The sequence below is a fragment of the Muricomes intestini genome, from assembly GCF_004346165.1.
In the GTDB taxonomy this organism is placed as follows: Bacteria; Bacillota; Clostridia; order Lachnospirales; family Lachnospiraceae; genus Muricomes; species Muricomes intestini.
Genome location: NZ_SLZZ01000007.1, coordinates 128,058 through 150,323 on the forward strand (window position 1 = coordinate 128,058; position 22,266 = coordinate 150,323).

The 22,266-nt window shown below is 43.6% G+C and carries 18 protein-coding genes; 3 read left to right on the top strand and 15 right to left on the bottom strand.

Features of this window, described 5'->3' with window-relative positions; genetic code table 11:
- Nucleotides 1–13 precede the first annotated feature (13 nt).
- Both nifS and EDD59_RS06925 read right to left on the bottom strand, forming a co-directional pair.
- Entirely contained in the window at nt 14–1,198 is a 1,185-nt protein-coding gene (gene nifS / locus EDD59_RS06920) for a cysteine desulfurase NifS (RefSeq protein WP_132380318.1), read from the bottom strand.
- Nucleotides 1,199–1,264: 66 nt separating this feature from the next.
- Nucleotides 1,265–1,723 carry an RrF2 family transcriptional regulator gene (locus EDD59_RS06925; RefSeq protein ID WP_132380320.1) on the bottom strand — a complete coding sequence of 153 codons (459 nt, stop codon included), beginning with the start codon at nt 1,721–1,723 and terminating at the stop codon, nt 1,265–1,267.
- Between the two features lie 177 nt (nt 1,724–1,900).
- Between EDD59_RS06925 and EDD59_RS06930 the strand changes: the two genes are divergently transcribed.
- Nucleotides 1,901–3,229 (top strand): polysaccharide biosynthesis protein, encoded by a 1,329-nt coding sequence (locus tag EDD59_RS06930; protein WP_132380322.1) that lies wholly within the window; start codon nt 1,901–1,903, stop codon nt 3,227–3,229.
- Between the two features lie 225 nt (nt 3,230–3,454).
- On the opposite strand, the gene EDD59_RS06935 is transcribed toward EDD59_RS06930, so the two are convergent.
- The 12 genes from EDD59_RS06935 to EDD59_RS06990 form a co-directional block, all read right to left on the bottom strand.
- Entirely contained in the window at nt 3,455–3,994 is a 540-nt protein-coding gene (locus EDD59_RS06935) for a stage II sporulation protein M (protein ID WP_132380324.1), read from the bottom strand.
- Between the two features lie 491 nt (nt 3,995–4,485).
- Nucleotides 4,486–5,031: an NUDIX hydrolase gene (locus EDD59_RS06940; RefSeq protein WP_132380326.1), complete on the bottom strand. Its 546-nt coding sequence runs from the start codon at nt 5,029–5,031 to the stop codon at nt 4,486–4,488.
- A 22-nt stretch (nt 5,032–5,053) separates the two neighbouring features.
- Complete coding sequence (locus EDD59_RS06945; protein WP_132380328.1) at nt 5,054–6,250, bottom strand: pyridoxal phosphate-dependent aminotransferase; 1,197 nt, start codon at nt 6,248–6,250, stop codon at nt 5,054–5,056.
- Between the two features lie 482 nt (nt 6,251–6,732).
- Entirely contained in the window at nt 6,733–8,277 is a 1,545-nt protein-coding gene (gene rny, locus EDD59_RS06950) for a ribonuclease Y (protein ID WP_165920883.1), read from the bottom strand.
- Between the two features lie 93 nt (nt 8,278–8,370).
- Nucleotides 8,371–8,985, bottom strand: a complete 615-nt coding sequence (locus tag EDD59_RS06955; RefSeq protein ID WP_132380332.1) for a regulatory protein RecX — start codon at nt 8,983–8,985, stop codon at nt 8,371–8,373.
- A 1-nt stretch (nt 8,986) separates the two neighbouring features.
- Nucleotides 8,987–10,108 (bottom strand): recombinase RecA, encoded by a 1,122-nt coding sequence (gene recA / locus EDD59_RS06960; protein WP_132380334.1) that lies wholly within the window; start codon nt 10,106–10,108, stop codon nt 8,987–8,989.
- A 290-nt stretch (nt 10,109–10,398) separates the two neighbouring features.
- Nucleotides 10,399–11,064, bottom strand: a complete 666-nt coding sequence (locus tag EDD59_RS06965; protein WP_132380336.1) for an LbetaH domain-containing protein — start codon at nt 11,062–11,064, stop codon at nt 10,399–10,401.
- A 1-nt stretch (nt 11,065) separates the two neighbouring features.
- Nucleotides 11,066–12,070, bottom strand: a complete 1,005-nt coding sequence (locus tag EDD59_RS06970; RefSeq protein ID WP_132380337.1) for a D-2-hydroxyacid dehydrogenase — start codon at nt 12,068–12,070, stop codon at nt 11,066–11,068.
- A gap of 27 nt (nt 12,071–12,097) precedes the next feature.
- A complete protein-coding gene (locus EDD59_RS06975) occupies nt 12,098–14,149 on the bottom strand; it encodes a DNA topoisomerase (protein WP_132380339.1) in 2,052 nt (683 codons plus the stop codon).
- A gap of 174 nt (nt 14,150–14,323) precedes the next feature.
- The gene (locus EDD59_RS06980) at nt 14,324–15,361 is read right to left on the bottom strand and encodes an aldose epimerase family protein (protein WP_132380341.1); all 1,038 of its coding nucleotides are present in this window, start codon (nt 15,359–15,361) and stop codon (nt 14,324–14,326) included.
- A gap of 1 nt (nt 15,362) precedes the next feature.
- The gene (ppk1, locus tag EDD59_RS06985; protein ID WP_132380343.1) at nt 15,363–17,483 is read right to left on the bottom strand and encodes a polyphosphate kinase 1; all 2,121 of its coding nucleotides are present in this window, start codon (nt 17,481–17,483) and stop codon (nt 15,363–15,365) included.
- A 110-nt stretch (nt 17,484–17,593) separates the two neighbouring features.
- Nucleotides 17,594–18,451, bottom strand: coding sequence for a patatin-like phospholipase family protein (locus tag EDD59_RS06990; protein ID WP_132380345.1), 858 nt, complete (start codon nt 18,449–18,451; stop codon nt 17,594–17,596).
- A gap of 188 nt (nt 18,452–18,639) precedes the next feature.
- Between EDD59_RS06990 and EDD59_RS06995 the strand changes: the two genes are divergently transcribed.
- On the top strand, nt 18,640–20,274 hold the full coding sequence (locus EDD59_RS06995; protein ID WP_132380347.1) for an ABC-F family ATP-binding cassette domain-containing protein: 1,635 nt from the start codon (nt 18,640–18,642) through the stop codon (nt 20,272–20,274).
- 76 nt (nt 20,275–20,350) lie between these two features.
- The gene (locus EDD59_RS07000) at nt 20,351–20,626 is read left to right on the top strand and encodes a GNAT family N-acetyltransferase (protein WP_132380349.1); all 276 of its coding nucleotides are present in this window, start codon (nt 20,351–20,353) and stop codon (nt 20,624–20,626) included.
- A 105-nt stretch (nt 20,627–20,731) separates the two neighbouring features.
- On the opposite strand, the gene EDD59_RS07005 is transcribed toward EDD59_RS07000, so the two are convergent.
- The gene (locus tag EDD59_RS07005; RefSeq protein WP_132380351.1) at nt 20,732–22,021 is read right to left on the bottom strand and encodes a class II aldolase/adducin family protein; all 1,290 of its coding nucleotides are present in this window, start codon (nt 22,019–22,021) and stop codon (nt 20,732–20,734) included.
- Between the last annotated feature and the right edge of the window lie 245 nt (nt 22,022–22,266).

Sequence of the window (22,266 nt, forward strand, 5' to 3'; positions counted from 1 at the left end):
AGTTTCCCTCCAACTAGTTATTTTGTTTCTTTATAAAGTCTTCATATAAAGGAGACATTCCGCGTAAGTTTTCTACAATCCCCTTCAATGAATCTACGACATAATCCAAATCTTCTTTTGTAGTCTCTTCCCCCAAGGTCATACGCAGTGAACCATGGGCAATTTCATGGGGCAGGCCAATAGCCAGCAGTACATGGGATGGATCCAGAGAACCTGATGTACATGCAGAGCCACTGGACGCACAAATACCCTTCATATCCAGCATAATCAGAAGAGATTCCCCTTCCACGAACTGAAAGCTGAAATTCACATTATTTGGAAGCCGCTTTTCTCTGTCCCCGTTGAGCCTGCAGTATGGAATTTCATTCTCAATTCTCCGGATCAGATAGTCTCGGAGTTCTCTTTCTTTTCCTGTACGCTCTTCTAACGAAGAGACAGCTCTCTCCACAGCCTTTCCAAGGCCCACTATTCCTGGTACGTTCTCTGTCCCTGCACGGCGCTTGCGCTCCTGAGCGCCTCCATGTACGAAAGAGCGAATCTTCACACCGGTTCTGATATAAAGGAAGCCTATGCCCTTTGGCCCGTTCAGCTTATGTCCGCTGGCACTGAGCATATCTATATGACAGGCATTCACATCGATAGGAATCTGACAGAAGGCCTGCACTGCATCTGTATGAAAAAGGATACCGTGTTCATGGGCTATCTCCCCGATTTCCCTGATCGGCTGAATAGAACCGATTTCATTGTTTGCATACATAACAGAGATAAGAATAGTGTCCGGGCGGATTGCCTTTTTTAGTTCATCCAGCTTTACAATCCCGTTCTCGTCCACGTCCAGATATGTGACCTCGTATCCCCTTTTCTCCAGGTATTCACAGGTATGCAGGATTGCGTGATGTTCTATCTTAGTTGTAATAATATGTTTTCCTTTACTTTCGCAGGCCTCCGCTGTTGCCTTCAACGCCCAATTGTCGGATTCCGAGCCGCCTGCCGTAAAATAAATTTCATTACCCTTTGCACCAATTGCATCGCCTATGATCTCGCGTTGTCTTGTAATGACGTCTTTATTTGCCGCCGCAAAACCATACACACTGGAGGGATTCCCGTAATTCTCTGTGAAATAAGGAAGCATCGCTTCCACAACCTCCGGCGCTGTTCTTGTTGTAGCAGCATTATCTAAGTAAATCAGCTTATCCATTTTCTTTATCCTCCTAGTTAAAACCTTTCTTTGCCGGCATGCTTTTGTCTGCCAGGCAAATTCTGACTAATTCTTGCAGTCTGTCTGCCCCTGCATATCATGGCTGCCCATTCTTTTTTGTTCTTCCACCAGCTGGTCCAGCCTCATCTCATCCACCGTCTGGTTAATACTGTCATTGATACGCTGCCATACATATTTAGTAACACAAACATCGGCAGCCTTACACCCTTCATCTGGATTTAACCCTGAACACTCTACAGGATCCAGGCTTCCCTCAAGCGCTCTTAGCACATCGCCTACAGATATCTCCGACAGATCCTTTGCCAGCACATATCCTCCGCTGGCTCCCCTGATGCTCTTCACAAGCCCTTCTTTTTTAAGCAAGGCCATCAGCTGTTCCAGATAGCGTTCGGAAATCTCCTGCCTGCCTGCAATACTGGTGATAGAAACAGGCTCATTCCCACTGTATTGAGCTAAATCAATCAGTGCCCTCAGTCCGTACCTTCCTTTTGTAGACAACTTCAAATTATCACCTTCTTAATTTTATTGTTTCACTTCCCACTGAATATAATTCCTATGATTTTAATCCCTATCCTTTTACTAGGATTTAATGCATTTGTAGAATACCACTTGGTTTCGGTTCTGTCAACCCGGTAAGTAGAATATGTTGTAAAAATATGTTTTTTAGGAGATTCAATACGCGTGTCCAGAAAACAGACTATTATACGAGGGACATTTATTCTCACAGCCACCGGTTTTCTATGCCGTTTCATGGGATTTTTCTACCGTATTTTCTTGAGTCATACATTTGGTGAGGAGGGTGTCGGACTCTACCAGCTCATTTTTCCGGTTTACTCATTATGCTTCGCACTTACTGCGGCAGGCATTGAAACCGCCATCTCAAGAACCGTTGCTCAGAAAGTTTCTTTGGGAAAACGAAAAGAAGCCCGGGAAATCCTTCTCCTGGGGCTTTTCTTTTCCTTTTTATTGTCCTGCGCATGTGCACTTATCCTGCAGGGAAATGCTGCCTACATTGCCGAAAATTTTTTAGGGGACGCCCGCTGTGAGCCACTGCTCATTCCGTTATCCTACGGTCTTCCCTTTGCCGCGATACATTCCTGCATCTCCGGATACTGCTATGGTATGAAGGAAACCAAAATTCCGGCTATTTCCCAGATGATTGAGCAGATCGCCAGAATTCTCTCGGTTTATATTTTTTATATGATTCTCACAAAAAAGGGAAGTGATGCCACCATAACGATTGCCGTGCTTGGCCTGGTTATTGGAGAAATGGCTTCGGCATTCTATTCTGCAAAATCTCTTTCCAGAAACAGTCATCCCTTTGCGCGCCTGCATTTTACATACACCGATATGCTGTTCCGGTTTAGGGAGCTGATTCCTCTCTCCCTGCCCCTTACCGCAAACAGGGTACTGATTAACCTGCTTCAGAGTATAGAGGCCATTTCTATCCCCGCCCGGCTGCAGCTGTACAACCACACTAACTCCGAGGCACTCAGTATTTACGGTGTGCTCACCGGAATGGCCCTGCCCTGTATTTTGTTTCCTTCCGCAATCACCAGTTCCGTTTCCATTATGCTCATGCCCACGGTTGCGGAAATCCAGGCCACAGATAACTACAATGAAATGGGGAATATTATAAAAAAAGTAGCAGGCTCCTGCTTCATACTTGGTCTTGGCTGCTGTTTTATTTTTCTTGTTTTCGGAAACTGGATAGGGACTGTTTTATTCGGAAGTTCAATAGCAGGGAAATTCATTATCACTCTGTCCTGGATGTGTCCTTTTTTATATACCAATTCCGCACTCCTGAGCGTCATCAACGGACTCGGGAAGACTACCTTCACATTTTTAATCAACTCATTCGGGCTGGTAATACGGATCGCTGGTGTATTCTTTGCCATACCTTTGTTCGGAATCCAGGGATATCTCTGGGGGATGTTGGTAAGCCAGCTGGCAGTCAGTGCCTGCGCAATAGGGGTTTTGTGGAAAAATTTAAGAGTAAGAAACGCATAAAATAAGAGTCTGGCTCGCCAGACTCTTATTTTATGTCATGATGTTGGGGTCAAAAGGTATTTTGACCCTTGATACCTACGGATTGCTACGCACTTTGTGCTCCCGCAATCCTAAAAACATTCGAAATCCGCCCTGCTCGGGCTACTTTCTCATGTTTTGCGGGTCCCAAAGTCATGCTTTTTCATGCAAGCATGAAACTCATGACCTTTTGACCCTGGTATCATATCATAGTGTGGACAAAAATGCCTGCATTAAAATAGGATTTACATATGCTTCCAACACGATCCCTATCACCATCGCCGCAGCCGCAAATACAGTTTTCTGCGTGTTCCACCTATTCTTAGGATATGTATAGCCGTACCATATAACTACCATATACGCAGGTACATAAAAAAGAAATTGCGGAAGGATGCCGACAAAGCAGAGAATACTCCCCTTGACCCCCATTCCGAGGACCGCCATTGACAGAAGCATTCCACAGGAAAAGCCCGTCCAAATCAGGAATGCTATAGACGAAACCTTTCTCAATTTTGTAAAACTCAATCCCAGCAAGAGAAGGAACGGTGTTACACGGATCTTTATCAAATACCAGATATATTCCCGGGCAACAATCTCTGTCGTCTGATACTGTTTCAAAAAATAATCACTGAATATTCCCGGCTCAGCAGCATACTTTTTCATAATTAAATTCACATACAAAATCCCCAATAAAAAACCCGGCATAAAGAAAACAAACAATTGCTTTCTCGTTTGAAGTATCTTCACAAGCTCTCCTCCTAGTTAAGATAATTCATTATATGCCGGTTACAGTCCAGCCATGCAGATTTTTAGTAATACGAGCCTGGGGAAGCTCGCTTTCACAGACTCGTATTACTAAAAATCTATACGGCGCTCTGCCGTATAGCGAGATGTAGCGCAGCGAAATCGAGCTGCATGGCTGGACTGTAACTCTACCCCCCCCAAAAAATTTTTTAGTAATACAACCCTAGGAAAGCTCGCTTTCACAGGCTCGTATTACTGAAAATCTATACGGCGCTCTGCCGTATAGCGAGATGCAGCGCAGCGGAATCGAGCTGCACGGCTGGACTGTAACTCTACCCCTCCCAAACTTTTTGTAATACAACCCTAGGGAAAGCTCGCTTTCACAGGCTCGTATTACTAAAAAGCTATACGGCGCTCTGCCGTATAGCGAGATGCAGCGCAGCGGAATCGAGCTGCATGGCTGGACTGTAACTCTCCCTCTATGCCACATACTTTTATTCGCTCTGCCGCAGCTTGGTATCATATGCGAGCAGCGCGGATATTGTCTTCCCGTCTTCTATTTCACCGGTAAATATTTTTTTCTTTAATTCCTCTATTGTATAAGCCTTCAAATCAATAAATTCATCATCATCCAGATTCTGCTTCGAAGGAATCAGGTTTTTTGCAACGAAAACTTCAATCTTCTCATTACAGAATGCTACTGTCGTCCTCAGTGTAATCAGCCACTCTAAATCATCACTGCGGTATCCGGTTTCTTCTTCGAGCTCCCGCTTTGCGCAGACTACTCCCGGCTCATCTTCTGTGTTCAGGCATCCTGCCGGAATTTCCAGTGTATTGCGCTCCAATGCATTACGGTACTGTTTTACCATCAATATTCTGCCGTCATCTGTAATCGGCACAACAGCCGCTGCACCCTTGTGTTGGATATAATCCCATACCACAGTATGGTCTCCGTCAATCTCCATTGTGTCCTGATAAAAATTAATAATCTTTCCTTCGAATTTCAGCTCTCGTTTCAATCTTTTAATTTGTCCGCTCATGCCATGCTCCTTTTCGTTTCCTCTACAGGGAGGAAACAAATTCTCCGATTCTGTCAAGGCCTTTCTCAATTGCCTCTAATGAAATAGCATAGGACAAACGTACAAAATTGTCAAATCCAAAATCTGCACAGGGAACAACTGCCACTTGGTAGTCCTCCAGAAGTATCTCTGCCGCTTTCGCCGCCGTACCTATCTCCTTGCCTTTATAAGATTTCTCCAGTACATTTGAGAAATCTACAAATACATAAAAAGCACCTTCCGGTTCCAGTGTCTCAAGCAAAGGCATCTGAGAAATTCTCTCATAAATATATTTTCTTCTCTTGTCAAATTCTTCTCTCATGACAGTAAGTGCAGACTGGTCTCCTGTCAGAGCCTCCAGAGCTGCTTTTTGGGCAATGGAATTCGGATTGGAAGTCTGATGGCTCTGCACACTTCCCATCATCCTTGCAATTTCTGTACTGGAGCCTGTATAGCCAATTCGCCATCCTGTCATAGAATAACTTTTGGATACACCGCTGCAGGTAATCGTTCTCTTATAAATTTCATCCCCCAGAGATGCAATGCTCACATGCTTCTTTTCCCCGTAAATCAAATATTCATACATCTCGTCTGCTACAACATAAAAATCCTTCTCCACTGCAATATCAGCGATTGCACGCAGCTCTTCCTCTGAATAAATCATGCCCGTGGGATTGCTTGGCGTATTCAGAATCAATGCTTTTGTATCCTCAGTCACAGCACCTCGTATCTGCTCTGCAGTTACTTTGTAGCCATTTGACTTTTCACCGTAGACATATACAGGTATACCGTCAGACAGCTTTACAATCTCAGGGTATGTGAGCCAGTAAGGTGCCAGAATAATTACCTCATCACCTGGATTGAGTATAGCTTCAAAAATATTGGTCAAGGAGTGCTTCCCACCGTTGCTTATTACAATTTGATTGGGCTCATAGTGAACACCATTAAAGCTCTCAAACTTTTCACAGACAGCTTTTTTTAGTTCCTCTGTTCCCGATGCAGGTGTGTATTTTGTAAATCCGTCTTTAATCGCCTTTATTGCGGCTGCATTAATATTATCAGGAGTATTAAAATCCGGCTCCCCTGCTCCAAAACCGACTACATCGATTCCTTCTGCTTTCATTGCCTTTGCTTTGGCTGTAATTGCTAATGTTGATGACGGCTTCACGTCTGATGCTTTTCTTGATAATGTAAGTGGCATATTTTCTTCCTCCAATTCCACACCTTTGAGAATTAACAGTTCGCCAAATATTCTCTTTTGAATCTGTGCAGTCCCATAAAGTATACTCTTTATAACATTTTTCTTTCACTCTGAATTTTTATTATAATATAAGGCTTTATATTTTGCAAGTTCATTTTTATAATTATTCTTAATATCCTTTAATGGCTTTGTTTTTTACTATATTTTGTTTGATTTTGCAATTAAACTTATTTTTTCTTTCATTTCTCAGTATTCCATTACTTCATACATATGCCTCTTTCACATTTATCTAAAATTAAGAGATTTTCTTTTCATTTTATTTCCGCGAGCAACGAGCCAAGCGGAAATGCAAGCATTTCCATTTGGCGACTGCCGCGAGGGTCAAAGACCCCGCAGCAATCTGCGGGGTCTTTGACTTATGGGTACAGAAAAGCCCTTGTCCTAGGACAAGGGCTGTACTTTCGTTTCCTATCTGATCTGGATTATTTCGCATAATCTGTAACACGTGACTCGCGGATTATATTTACTTTAATCTGACCCGGATATTCTAGCTCAAATTCAATCTGTTTTGCAATATCTCTGGCCATAAGTACCATGTCATCATCAGATACTTGGTCCGGAACTACCATAACTCGAATCTCTCTACCTGCCTGAATAGCAAAAGATTTATCAACACCTTTAAACTTGTTTGATATTTCTTCCAATTGTTTTAATCTGTTTGTGTATGTTTCAATTGTTTCCCGCCTTGCTCCCGGTCTTGCTGCAGAAATGGTGTCAGCAGCCTGTACCAGACATGCAATCAATGTCTGAGGTTCCACATCTCCATGATGTGCTTCAACTGCATTGATTACCGTTGCAGACTCTTTGTACTTTCTGCAAAGATCTGCGCCAATCTGAATATGCGACCCTTCCACATCATGGTCAATGGATTTTCCAATGTCATGCAGAAGCCCCGCACGCTTTGCCATCCTGACATCTACGCCGATCTCACCTGCCAAAAGACCTGACAGCTGAGCCACTTCAATAGAATGCTTCAATGCATTCTGTCCATAACTTGTTCTGAACTTCATACGTCCAAGCAGACGAATCAGTTCCGGATGAATTCCAGGCACACCTACTTCCAGAGCGGCCGCCTCTCCTTCTTCCCTTATCATTGTATCCACTTCTTTTTGAGCCTTTTCAACCATCTCCTCAATTCTGGCCGGATGGATACGTCCATCCACAATCAATCTCTCAAGGGCAATTCTTGCAACTTCTCTTCTGATGGGATCAAATCCTGATAATACAACCGCTTCCGGCGTATCATCGATAATCAACTCAACACCGGTCAAAGTTTCAAGGGTTCTGATATTACGACCCTCCCGGCCTATGATTCTTCCCTTCATCTCATCATTCGGAAGCTGCACTACGGAAATTGTAGTTTCAGCCACATGGTCTGCTGCACACCTCTGGATTGCATTGACAACGTACTCTTTTGCCTTCTTGTCCGCTTCTGCCTTTGCCTGTGTCTCCAGCTCTCTGACCATTCTGGCCGTGTCATGCTTAACATCTTCTTCAACAGTTTTCAACAAATATTCTTTTGCTTGTTCGGAGGTAAGTCCTGAGATTCTTTCTAGTTCCTGTACTCTTTTCTGATTGAGATTCTCTACTTTCGCTTCACGCTGTTTCAGTTGCTCTTCTCTTGCTGTAAATTTTACTTCACGCTGTTCAATCGTTTCAGAGCGTTTGTCGACTGCTTCTTCTTTTGCAAGCACTCTTTTTTCATAGCGCTGCAATTCATTTCTTCTTTCCTTCGTCTCTTTTTCCAGCTCATTCTTTGTCCTGATGGACTCTTCCTTCACTTCTAAAAGAGCTTCCTTCTTTGTCGTTTCAGCAGTTTTTACGGCATCGTCAATTATTTCCCTTGCTTTTGCTTCTGCATTCCCAATCTTGGATTCTGCATTATTCCTTAACTTGGAAATTGTAGCAAAATGAGTAATAATACCAACTATCAACGCGAGGGCTACAGCAATAACAATACTTATCATTGTCGGCACAGGAGCACCTCCTTATTTAATTTTCATTGTACATTTTTGCTTAAAAATACAACACTTAAATTTTATACTGTTTTCACAATTCTGTCAAGCTTTCTCATTATGATTTTGTATCACTTGACGGATGTCTTCATAACGGAAACCTTTCCTGGACAAATAGCCGTACAACTTCTGTATTTCCGCAGGATTTGGCTGAGAAAGATTCACTCTTTTTTTTTGGATGAGCTGCTGTATAGCAGCCTTCTCACTATCATCTTGGTAACATTCTTCAAAGGCAGTCTCAATCTTGTCTATGGCCACGCCCTTACCACGCAACAGGGCATAAATCTCTTTTCTGCTTTTCACTGACTTCCTGCTCTCAATAAACCTCTCTGCATACCTGAGGTCGTCTATATAATGAAATGACTTCACATACTGAACAGCCGATTCTATTGCTGCCTCGGGGTAAAGTCCCTGCTTCAGCTTCTCCCGGAGTGCCGCCTCAGTGCGGTCCATATCCTCCAGCAGGTGCATCGCCCTAGCTCTGGCACGCTTTACAATAACTTCATCCCATATCTTTTGCCTGGTTTCTTCTTCCAGTTCTGCACCATCCCGAATCCCGTATCGCGACAGTTCACCTTTATATAAAACAAAAGCAAATTGGTCGTCCAGAAAAACTTTATATTTTGTTTTTGTCACAGGCTCTACTTTCGTAACTTTCACTTTAAGCTTCCTTTTCAGGGGCTCCTCCACTCGTCAGATTTTTCTTTTCTGCCGGCTTCCCTGACCCTTTTTCTTTTTTTCCAAGCTTCAGGTCTTCTGTGTCATCGGATTCATTCCCTTCGCCGCCCAGATTATAATAAGCGCGCACCTTATGATCCAGTTCGTCCATAAGTTCCGGATGTTCTGTCAGATATGCTTTCGTATTCTCTCTTCCCTGACCAATCTTCTCGCCATTATAGGCATACCAGGCACCGCTCTTTTTCACCGCATCAATGCTTACCGCCAGATCCAGAATGTCCCCTTCTTTGGAAATTCCCTTCCCAAACATAATGTCAAACTCGGCCTCTTTAAAAGGCGGTGCAATCTTATTCTTTACAATCTTGATACGTGTGCGGTTGCCAACCATCTCCCCGCTCTGCTTGAGAGTCTCTATTCTTCTCACATCCATTCGCACGGAAGCATAAAACTTCAGGGCACGTCCCCCCGTAGTCGTCTCCGGATTGCCGAACATTACCCCAACCTTCTCACGGAGCTGATTGATAAAGATCACAATACAGTTTGACTTGCTGATAACCGGGGTCAGCTTTCTCAGGGCCTGGGACATCAATCTTGCCTGCAGTCCCACATGACTGTCCCCCATATCCCCCTCAATCTCCTGCCGGGGTACCAGAGCTGCTACAGAGTCAATGACAATAATGTCGATGGCACCTGAGCGCACCATAGTCTCGGTAATCTCCAGGGCCTGATCTCCACTGTCAGGCTGAGAAATATAAAGCTCATCGATATCGACACCTATGTTCTTCGCATATACCGGATCCAGCGCATGTTCCGCATCAATAAAGCCCGCGATCCCGCCCCGCCTCTGTACTTCCGCAACCATATGTAAGGCAATGGTAGTCTTACCGCTGGACTCAGGCCCATAGACCTCTATCACACGGCCCTTTGGAACCCCGCCCAGGCCCAGTGCCAAATCCAGGCTCAGACAGCCGGTGGGCACCGTCTCTACCGACACATGGGCACCCGGTTCTCCCAGCTTCATGACCGTTCCTTTTCCAAAATCTTTCTCTAACTTAGCAATCGCCGCATCCAGCGCTTTTTTCTTATCATCATTTACATTTGCCATAATACTCTCCTTCTGATTTCGAACAGTTGTTCGCTTTTCTGATATTATACTATTATACTTGCTTTGGAATGTCAACAAAATTCCGTCATATTTCATTTTAACTTTCACTTTAACCATAAACCGGGAATCTTTTTGACGAATGTCAGGATTATAAACAGAGCTCTTAGACTTTCAATTGATATAGATATATTAGCATTACTTTCCCAATAAGACAATCCCCTTTTCACTTTTTATGACAGAAAGCTTTGCCGGGTGAGTGGCCTCACCTTCTGACAAAGCTGTTTGCCCGCTTATTGTTTTTCTGCAATTTCTCCTTGTTTCTTATAAATGCTTTTTCCCGGTACATATCCCCTCACCGATGACAGTGGGTAAATATTTGTATGGCTTCCCACAACAGTCCCAGGGTTCAGGATACTTCCGCACCCCACTTCCACCTCGTCTCCCAGCATGGCGCCGAATTTCTTTCTGCCGGTCTCAATATTTCCCTCCGGGGTCTTCACTACAACCAGGGTTTTATCTGACTTTACATTGGATGTAATGGAGCCTGCCCCCATATGGGATTTATAGCCGAGAATAGAATCTCCCACGTAGTTATAATGAGGCACCTGTACTTTATTGAACAGGATTACATTCTTCAGCTCTGTGGAATTTCCGACGACTGCGCCTTCTCCCACAATTGCGTTGCCTCTGATAAATGCACAGTGCCTTATCTCTGCATTTTTCCCGATAATAGCAGGTCCGGTAATGGAAGCCGTAGGCGCTACCTTTGCATTTCTGGCAACCCATACATTTTCGCCCTGCTTTTCATATTCTTCTTCACTGAGGGCCGCGCCAAGCCTTAAAATAAATCCGCTGATTTCCGGCAGGACTTCCCACGGATAAGTTACTCCATCAAAGATGTCCCGCGCAATAGTTTCCTTCAAAGTATAAAGCTCTCTTACAGTAATTTCTTTCATTTCATTTCCTCCTGTTTTCCGCCGGCTCACAGAATCTTCTGTAACCGGTCTGAAAATCTACTTCATTTTTTATATTGCCGCCTGAAAGTACCTGTCTTAAATTATATGCTGCGATTTCCACAATTGTTTCCAGAATCTGAGCTGCATGATAGTTTCCGGACACATGAGGTGTAATCAACAGATTTGGTGCATCCCACAAAGGAGAATTTGCCGGGAGAGGCTCCGTCTCAGTTACATCCACTGCTGCCCCGCCCAGTTTCCCGCTTTTCAGCGCCTCACATAAATCTTCCGTAGGTATCAGGCTGCCCCTGCCAACATTAAGAAGAATTGCCCCCTTTTTCATCTTATCCAGGCGCTCTTTATTAAACATACGCTCAGTCTCCTTCGTCCCCGGAAGTGAGCAGGCCACAATATCTGCTTTCCCCAATAAATCATCCAATGCATCCATCTGATACAAACCCTCCAGAAAGTCAGGCTTTTGAGCTTTATTTCTGCGGATACCTATAACATGGCTTCCCAGGGCATTCATTTTCCGGGCAAACTCCCCTCCAATGTCCCCCATACCCACAACCAGAGTTACGGAGCCTGCAATAGTTTTTACCTGGCCTTCATCCTTCCAGTCATGTGCCTTCATATTATTCTGATAATGGTTTAATTTTTTCATCAGCATCAACACCATGCCCAGCATATGCTCCGAAATTGCCAGGCCATAGGCTCCTGTTGCATTGGCCAGCTTAGCTCCTGCAGGTATAATCCCCGGTTTTATATATTCTGCTGCTCCGGCACTGCCAAGCTGTACCAGCTGCAGATGCAGAGCCTTTCCTAAATACCCGGGAGGGACATTTCCCAGTATAATGTCTGCACTCTCCACCATTTTCTGTGTCACTTCTTTTTGCGCCCGATAAGTAAAATGCATTTCCTCACTGTCCTGAATCTCTGCTGCGGCATTTTCCAGATATGTTTTGTGTCGGTCTTCCACCGGAAGTACAACCAGAATTTCTTTCATATCATTTCTCCTCGTATTGTAAAGTTTCTATTTTCTTTCCCGGGTTGTTTTATAAAACTGAGCTGCTCTGTCGTAGCAGTTCCTAAGCTGATATTGATTGTTTAATCCTTTCACCCCATTTGTCCGGCTGATAATAAAATGATCCAGCTTCTTCATATATTCATCCGAAGTGATGTCTCCCTCTGCCACATAATTCAGCCCTTTTTCCCAGCTTGCCGTCAAGTCCGGATTGAGCAGGGACTTAATAGAGTTATTGACCACATCATATACCATCTCGCCCTGTAAGGTGGGCGTAATAATCTGTGTCTTTTTATTTAACGACAAATACTTAATATTTATGAGCTTTTTCAATATCTCTGCACGTGTTGCACTGGTTCCGATTCCGCTTCCCTTTATCTGTGCCCTAAGCTCCTCGTCCTCAATGAGCTGGCCTGCGTTTTCCATAGCCAGAATCATGGACCCTGAATTATATCTTTTGGGCGGAGAAGTTTCTCCCTCCTTAATGTCCAGTGACTGGACGCTCAGAAGTGCCCCCTTTTTTAAACTCTGTATGACTTGAAAAAAACTGAGTTCCGTGTCCTGGTCTCCCTGATTTTCACCATCGGCACCACTTTCGTCATTTTCGCCGTCCGTGGTATCTCTGCCGGTGTTTTTCTTTGTCTGGGGTATCCCTGTCACTTTCAGATATCCTTCTTCCGCAAGCACTTTGAAACTGGAGAAAAAGCTCTCTTCTTTTATCTTTGTAGTAATTGCCACTTTCTGATAAACAGCAGGTGGATAGAAAATACTCAGGAACCTTCTTACAATGCAGTCGTAAACTCTTCCTGCTGTGGCAGAAACGGATTTCAGGGCATTCAATCCCTGCCCCGTGGGAATAATCGCGTAATGATCCGTAATCTGTTTGTCGTTAACATATCTTGTCTTTGCCAGACCCTTGTGGCTTCCAAAAGACAAGATATCCTCCAGATAGGGCGCTGCCATTGGATATTTTGCAAGTCCGTTTAAATTTCTGCTGATTTCCTTTGCCACTGCAGTGGACAGTACACGGGCATCGGTCCTGGGATACGTAACCAGTTTTTTCTCATAGAGCTCCTGCACGATTCTGAGTGTTTCATCCGGACTAATTTTAAACCGCCTGGAGCAATCATTCTGCAATTCTGCCAGGTTATAAAGCAAAGGCGGATTTTTCTTTTCCTTTTTCTTCTCAATTGATACAATCTGGCAAGTCACAGGCTGAGGCTCTTTAAGATATCTCACCAGTTCCTCCGCCTTTTCCCTTTCCTTAAAACCGTTCTCCTTATATAAATCAAAAGATTCAAAGTACCGGGAGCCCTGTACAGCCCGCCACTCCCCCTCAAAAGTCTGCCCTTTTGCCTCAATGGTGCTCATAACACGATAAAAAGGGGTTTTTACAAAATCCCGGATTTCCCGCTCCCTTCGTACAATCATTCCCAATACACAGGTCATAACACGGCCTACGGAGATAACCGCATACTTGGTATTCAGATAATTTGAAATGCTGTTTCCATATTTCAGAGTCAGTAGGCGGGAGAAGTTTATTCCCATGAGATAGTCCTCTTTTGCCCGCAAATAAGCAGAGGCGCTCAGATTATCATACTCCGATAAATCTTTCGCCTCCCTGATTCCCCGCAAAATCTCTTCTTCCGTCTGTGAATCAATCCAGACCCGCCTTCGTTGTTTTCCCTCAACATGTGCTTCCTGCTCCACCAGGCGGTAAATATATTCCCCTTCTCTTCCGGAGTCTGTGCACACATAAATCGTATCCACGTCATCTCTTGTCAGCAGACCGCTTACTATCCTAAACTGCTTTTCCACCGCCGGAATAATCTCATATTTGAATTCATCTGGGATAAAAGGTATCGTATCTAAACTCCAGCGCTTCAGCGCCGGATCGTATTCCTCCGGATAACTCATTGTGATTAGATGCCCAACGCACCAGGTCACAATTGCCTCTTCCGATTCCAGATATCCGTCTTTTCGTCTTGTATTCAATTTTAATGCTTTTGCAAATTCCTGAGCCACACTGGGCTTTTCCGCAATATATACTGATTTCCCCATAAAAATACTATACTACCTGTTCCTTTTTATTCCCGCAAGCAACGAGCCAAGCGGAAATGCTTGCATTTCCATTTGGCGGCTGCCGCGGGGGTCAAATCCCCCGCAGCTTGCTGCGCTGCAAGTTTGATGCCCCGCCAGCTTGCTGCGGGGTCTTTGACTGCTTATGTTTTCTGATTACGAACGGAAACGGTATTCCGTAACTGTCTGATAGCTCCCGTCTGCCCGGCATATCGGCCCTGCAAAATTTTCGTGATGAATAGAATCTGGAAAATACTGAGTCTCAAAGCAGATTGCCGAACGTTTTGTATAGACAGCACCGCCTTTTCCCTGCTCCTGATCAAGGAAATTTCCTGTATATACCTGCATTCCCGGCATATCTGTCCATACCTCCATAACAATACCACTGACATCACCGGTCGCCTCAGCTGCCTTAGCAAACTTTCCGTTATTTTTCAATACCCAGTTATGGTCATACCCATGTCCCAGACGGATGGCCTCATAGTCTGCATTAATCCCTGTGCCTATCGTCTTGGGAGTCCGGAAATCCATGGGAGTTCCCGACACGTCCGCAATCTCTCCTGTGGGTATGGATTCTTCATCCGTTTTTGTAAAATAATCCGCGTCAATCATTATCTGATGGTTCAAGACATCTCCGCTGCGATGTCCATCCAGGTTAAAATAGCTGTGATTTGTCATATTGATAATCGTGTCTTTATCGGGTACGGCATGATATTTGATTCGCACCGTATTATCCTCTGTCAATTCATAGGTAACCCTCATATCAAGACTCCCCGGATACCCCTGATCTTTGTCCGGACTGTGAAGAAGGAAGGTGATACTATTCTTTTCTTCTTTCTCTACCTGCCACATGCGCTTGTTGTAATAGTCAATTCCGCTGTGAAGATTGTTGCCGTTCTCATTTTTCACCAATGTGTAATGGATACCATTAATTTCAAATGAAGCACCGCCGATTCTGTTCGCATTTCTGCCTATGGTTGCCCCGAAAGACGCTTCGCCTGCTTCATACCCTCCAACGTTATCATAACCAAGAACTACATCCACAGGATTTTTCTCACTGTCAGGTACAATCAGGGAAACAAGTGATGCACCATAATCCGTAACCGCCAGTTTCATTCCCTTGCTGTTGCCAATTGTATAAAGGCAGGCAGTCCTTCCATCCTTTGTCTTTCCAAATTCTTTTTTCTCCTGCATATTAATTTCTCCTCCGTCTTCTGTCAATTTTTTTTCTAAACCATCTCAGGAAAGATAGTTTTTCTGTTGTTTGCACCTCCGGCTTTGCGCTCAGAGCATCTTTCATAAATACTTCCTGGCAATTTACAGCTCCTCCGATTACAGTCTTTTTTTTATATGTCCCGTTGCTTTGTATTACTCTGGCCTTTACATTATCTTTCAACATGATATTCAGACTGTACAGGAGCTGTTTTCTGATATTGCTGTCATAAACGGGACATGCGACTTCCACCCGTTTTTCTGTATTTCTGGTCATCATATCTGCCGAGCCAATGTATACTTTCTGATCTGAGCCATCTCCAAAGACAAACACTCTGGGATGCTCCAGATAACGTCCTACAATACTGGTCACTGTCAGATTGTCGGTCTCTCCGGGAATCCCCGGCAAGATACAGCAGATGCCGCGTACAATCAAGTCCACCTTCACCCCTGCCTTTGACGCCTCCGCAATCTTATTTATAAAGTCCATATCCGTCACAGAATTCATTTTCATAATAATTCTTCCGCCGGATTCTTTTTTTATCTCCTCGTCAATCAAGGCCAGAACCTTAAGTTTCAGGCTGATAGGTGATACAAGCAGATGCCGGTATGTGCCGTCCAGATTGCCGATGGACATATTCTTAAAGAACACCGCAGCGTCTTCTCCAATCTCCTGCATGGATGTCATCAGGGAAAAATCTGTATAGAGCCTCGCTGTTTTTTCATTATAATTTCCTGTTCCTATCTGGGTAATGTGCCGAATTTCATTTTTGCTCCTGTATGTGATCAGACATATTTTTGAATGTACCTTATAGCCTTCAATGCCATAAATTACCCGGCACCCTGCCTCCTCCATGCGCTCGGACCAGTCAATGTTATTCTGTTCGTCGAACCGTGCCCTTAGTTCTATCAAAACAGTAACCTCTTTTCCGTTTTCCGCAGCCGCACACAGGTACTCCACAAGCCGGCTCTGTTTTGCCAGGCGGTAGATTGTAATTTTAATCGTCATCACATTCGGATCCACCGACGCTTCTTTTATCAGCTGCAGAAACGGCTCCATACTTTCATAGGGATAAGAAAGAAGAATATCTCTTTTCTTCACCTGAGCCATCACATTGCCTTTGATGACAGAGGCACACGGCTGGGGAGAGAAAGGCTCCGCAATCAAGGAGCGCTTTAAAGATGAAGGCACCTTATCTGCTATAGCAAACATATAGTCCAGCTTCATTGGCATCTTTGTGCGGAAAATACAGGACGGAGAAATATTAAACTTATCGCAGAAATATTCCTCCATCTCCTTTTTCAGGGGATTTGCCACCTCCAGGCGCACCACCGCCATTCTTCTCCGCTTATGGAGGGCTTCCTGCATAATGAAACGAAAATCGTCACTGTCCGCATATGCCTCATCGTCCGGAGAAATATCTGCATTTCGTGTGACACAAATATAATTCTTATCCAAAACCTCATACTGCTCGAAAACAAGGTCCAGATATTCAATAATCACCTTTTCCATTCTAATATAGCGAATGTCATTTCCCGGCAGATATAAAATATCAGAAATAAACTGAGGTACAGGTACAATACCTGTCATGCTCTTATTTTCCATTCTCAGGTCTGCAACTACATAGATTTCCTTATTCAGTAAATGGGGAAACGGATGATTAACATCCACAATCTGAGGAGACAAAACAGGCAATACTTGTTCTTTAAAATATTTTTTTGTATATTTCTTTTCCGGCTGCTCCAGTTCTTTGAAATCCAGCCCGCACACTCCGTATGGGGCAAGTTGTTTTTTAATCTCGCCATAGGTTTTATCCCGTTCCTTATACAGAGGAGCTGCAGCTTTATAAATGGCATCCAGCTGTTCCCCGGGAGTCATCCCTGATTTACTGTCTCTTGCCGTATTGTCTACAAATGCCATGTCATACAAGCTGCCGACACGGATCATGAAAAATTCATCCAGGTTACTTGTAAATATGGCTACAAACTTCATCCGCTCCAAAAGCGGTACATCCGCATCCCTTGCCTCCTCCAGAACCCGCCGGTTAAAACGCAGCCAGGACAGCTCCCGGTTCTGTGTGTAGTTCAATGTCGCTTCGCTCATATTTAAAATGGGGTCTGACCCCTTTGCCCTCCATTTTCAGAATATTCTTAACTTTTCAGGAGTGAAATCAAACTTGCCATCTCTCCTAAAAAACTATTGAAATGTTTCCTTTAATCTTCAAGATACTTTATCAATCTCTCGTATTCCTTCTTCATAAGATCATAGCCGTGATTGTAAAATGCTGTTAAGTTCTCCGGTTTCTTTTCCATTCTCGACACCGGCCTTGCAAGGGGACGCAGTACAAATATCTTTCCTTGTCTCTCCAGGGTCTCCAGATAGTTCATTGTATGATTATAGTAAAGGCTTCTTGTCAGAATTGCCTTTATCAGATTCGGATAGGATTCATAAGCTCTGCGGTATATTCTTATCATGCTCCTGGAAAGCTTTTTCTTCCTGTAGCCCGCATTTCTTGTCAGAATCACCACAATCTTTTCGTTTTCCGATTCCATAGCATGCTTAACCGGTATACTGTCTGCGAGTCCTCCATCCAGATATGGTGTGTCGTCCACATTTACAATCGGCGTAACCAAAGGCATGCTTGAAGAAGCACGACATATTTTCATCAATTTATCACGGTCCGTGCGCTCATCAATATATTCTGCCTGTCCGGTCAGACAGTTTGTGACTACAAGTTCGCACTTTATCTCAGACTGCAAATATGTTTCATAGTCAAATGGATATATCTGATTTGGAAATATGTCAAAAATCAAATCCATATTCATCAGACTTTTTTCTTTCATGAACTTCCCAAAACCATAATAATAACTTTCGCTTTTGTCCGAGGGTATCATACAATCTCTCGTCCTGCCAGGTTGTCTGGACACATAGTCTACCGCATTACATGCCCCGGCGGAAACCCCGATTACATGCGATATATATAAGTCCTGTTCCATCAAATAGTCCAGGACTCCTGATGTAAATACTCCTCTGGTCGCACCGCCCTCTAAGACTAATGTTGCTTTCTGCATAGTTTTCCCTCACTTTCCTTTACATTATATAACGATTTCCTTTATTGGGAAACACCCATATTTTAATTTTTACACGAATTTTACAGTTCAGCCATGCAAACCTTGCTATTTTACCGTATCTCATGTTAAGATAACCGTTGGGATTACAGATTGTAATTAGATATGTGAACAGATGAAGGAGAAAAACTATGATCAGTGCAAACAATGTAACCTTGCGCGTAGGAAAAAAGGCGCTGTTTGAGGATGTAAATATTAAATTTACCAGCGGCAACTGCTATGGAATGATTGGTGCCAACGGTGCAGGAAAATCCACTTTTTTGAAAATTTTATCCGGTCAGCTGGAGCCCACCAAGGGCGAGGTAGTTATCACCCCGGGAGAACGTCTTTCCTTTCTGCAGCAGGACCATTTTAAATATGATGAATATGTAGTACTTGATGCCGTAATTATGGGAAATGCCCGTTTATACGAAATTATGAAGGAAAAAGAGTCTATCTACTCGAAGGAAGACTTTACGGATGAAGACGGAATCAAGGCAAGTGAGCTGGAAGCGGAATTTGCTACTATGAACGGCTGGGAGGCGGAATCTGATGCCGCCATTCTTCTGAACGGGCTTGGCATTAGCACAGAACTGCACTCCAAATATCTGAAAACTCTGACCGGAGCGGAAAAAGTCAAAGTCCTGCTTGCTCAGGCCTTATTTGGCAATCCAGACATACTGCTCCTTGACGAGCCTACCAACCATCTGGATTTGGATGCCATTGCCTGGCTGGAAGAATTTTTAATTAACTTTGAGAATACCGTTATCGTGGTATCTCATGACCGATATTTTTTAAATAAAGTATGTACCCAGATTGCGGATATCGACTATGGCAAGATTCAGCTCTATGCCGGAAACTACGACTTCTGGTATGAATCCAGCCAGCTTTTAATCCGTCAGATGAAAGAGGCCAATAAGAAAAAAGAAGAAAAAATCAAAGAACTCCAGGAATTTATTTCTCGCTTCAGTGCCAATGCCTCCAAATCTAAACAGGCCACTTCCCGTAAGAAGGCCTTGGAGAAAATTGAGCTTGACGAAATCAAGCCTTCCAGCAGAAAATATCCATATATTGATTTCCGCCCAAGCCGTGAGATTGGAAATGAAGTCCTAACTGTGGAGGGGCTTTCCAAAACTATTGATGGGGAGAAAGTTCTTGACAATATTACTTTCACTTTAGGACACGATGATAAGGTTGCCTTTGTGGGCAGCAATGAACTGGCTAAAACAGTATTGTTTAAAATATTAATCGGGGAAATGGAGCCTGACGAAGGAACCTACAAATGGGGAATCACAACCTCACAGGCATATTTTCCAAAAGATTTCGGCGGGGAGTTTGACAGCGATTATTCCATCACAGAATGGCTGACCCAGTATTCCGATGATAAAGATGTTACTTATGTCCGTGGATTCCTCGGAAGAATGCTTTTTGCCGGTGAAGACGGTGTGAAACGCCTAAAGGTTCTCTCCGGCGGAGAAAAGGTGCGCTGCCTGTTATCCAAGATGATGATTTCCGGTGCTAACGTTCTGCTGCTGGATGAACCTACCAACCATCTGGACATGGAGTCCATCACCGCATTGAACAATGGAATGATAAAGTTCCCCGGTGTACTACTTTTCACCTCCCGTGACCACCAGATTGTACAGACCACAGCAAACCGTATTATGGAAATTGTACCGGGCGGAAAGCTGATTGACAAAATCACCACCTATGACGAATATCTGGAAAATGATGAAATGGCTAGGAAACGCCAAACTTATACAATTCAGACAGAAGAAAACGACTAATTTGCATTATCTTGTAAATTCCGCTATTATAATCTCAAAAATAATAGCATCAAGATAACGGAAAGGAGGTTTTAGTTTGGAATTTGTACACAACCCAAATCAAATTGCAGTATACACCCCGGACTATCTGGTAATCGCAGAAGTCACATTCCCTAATATAGACGATACCACGGTAGATGTGAACCACACATATGTAGACGATGTTCTTCGTGGGCAGGGTATCGCCGGGAAACTCATGGAAGAACTAGTTCAGGATCTCAGAGAAAGTGGCAAAAAAGCTGTACTGACCTGCCCTTATGCCATAAAATGGTTCGAGAAACACCCCGAATACTCAGATGTCGTAAAAACATAAAAGGGGTCAGACCCTTTTGCAGACCGTTTTCAGAATATTCTTAAGATTTAAGCTGTAAGAAACCGCCGGCTTTTCTCTGATACTTTGAGAATCCGGCGGTTTTTGCTATTTCAAATTAAATGCATCTTTTATCTCACTAATTTGTTTTCCGTCAATTGGAACCATTTCTCCTAAATGCTTTGAAAACACTAGTGCTTTTGCGCTATACTCCGCCACTTCTAGTCTGTCAAAGGCATTGAGTAAATCATCTCCTGTCACAGCAATGCAATCGTTGTTCACCATAACAATCGGTGTACTTTCACTGAACAGCTGTGCAGATTCTACCGGGTCCCGATAGAATTCTGAATACTCTACTTTTGGAATATCACGCATTAAAATATAACTTTCGGGTATAGACCTGGAATCCAAAGGCTCGTCCGTCACCGCATAGGACATAATGTATGGAGGATGAGCTATGATTATGGAATTAATCTCCGGATGCTGTGTGTAGATCTCACTGTGAATCTTAATAGCTCTGCTTGGCACCTTGCCGGCCTCTCTCATATCCCTTTTTATGCAGACAATATCTCCCACGTCCACATATTTTCTATCCACCCCATAGGGCGATATCAAAAACCGCTCTTCGTCCAATCTTACAGAGAAAGAGCCCTGGGTAGCATTTACAAGACCCTGGTCATATGCTCTGTGAATAATGTTACACATATCTCTTCTTGCAGCTTTTTCCGCGCTGGTAATATTGTTTCGCACATATTCATCCATATTCAAATGATTCTTTGTATATTTCAGCTGTATTTCTTTTTCTTTCAAATATTTCGGCACGCCGATAATTGAGGCATTGATTTGAACTCTTGCGCAGAAATCTAGATTTTCAAAAGCCTTAAACGCGTGAAACAACGTGTCACTTCCGACTACGACACCGTGATTTTCCATTATAGCAATATCACAGCCCTTTGCAAATTCTTTTGATATCTTATTACCCAGGTCCGCGCTTCCAGGTAAACCATACTCTGCAATCGCAATGTTGCCGCAGCCGACAAAGGAATTCGGGCTCAATAGTGTATTTGGTATCTTCCTCACAATACTAAATGCAACTAGTGCTGGAGGATGTGCATGCAAAACTGATCTTATGTCACTTCTTGTTTTATAAAGCTGTAAATGAAAAGGATACTCGCTGGAAGGCTTGTGGTTCCCGACGATAGTACCGTCCTTTTTAATGCAGACAATGTCTTGTCTCGTTAGATTTCCCTTATCCACACTTCCAGGTGTGATCCATACATCACCATTATCGTCCAGTATAGAAAGATTTCCTCCCGATGTAGTCGTCATTCCATAATAATAAATACGGTTCATCATCATAACCAGTTGGTCTGCAGGATGAAGTAAATTTATGTTCATATGCTTTTACCTCCTTCAAATGATTTGGCGAGAGCCAAAGTGCGGAGCAATCCGTAGGTATCAGGGGGCAAAATACCTTTTGACCCCTACATCATTATATTGATTCTATGTAGTTTTGTCAATTGCTTGTCGGCTGTTAAGTTCAGAATATGTAACAGTTCAGCCATGCGAATTTTCGACAGCGTAGGCAGGAGAAAGCTTGCTTTCGTATGCATATGCTGCCGAAAATTCATATGGCGCTCTGC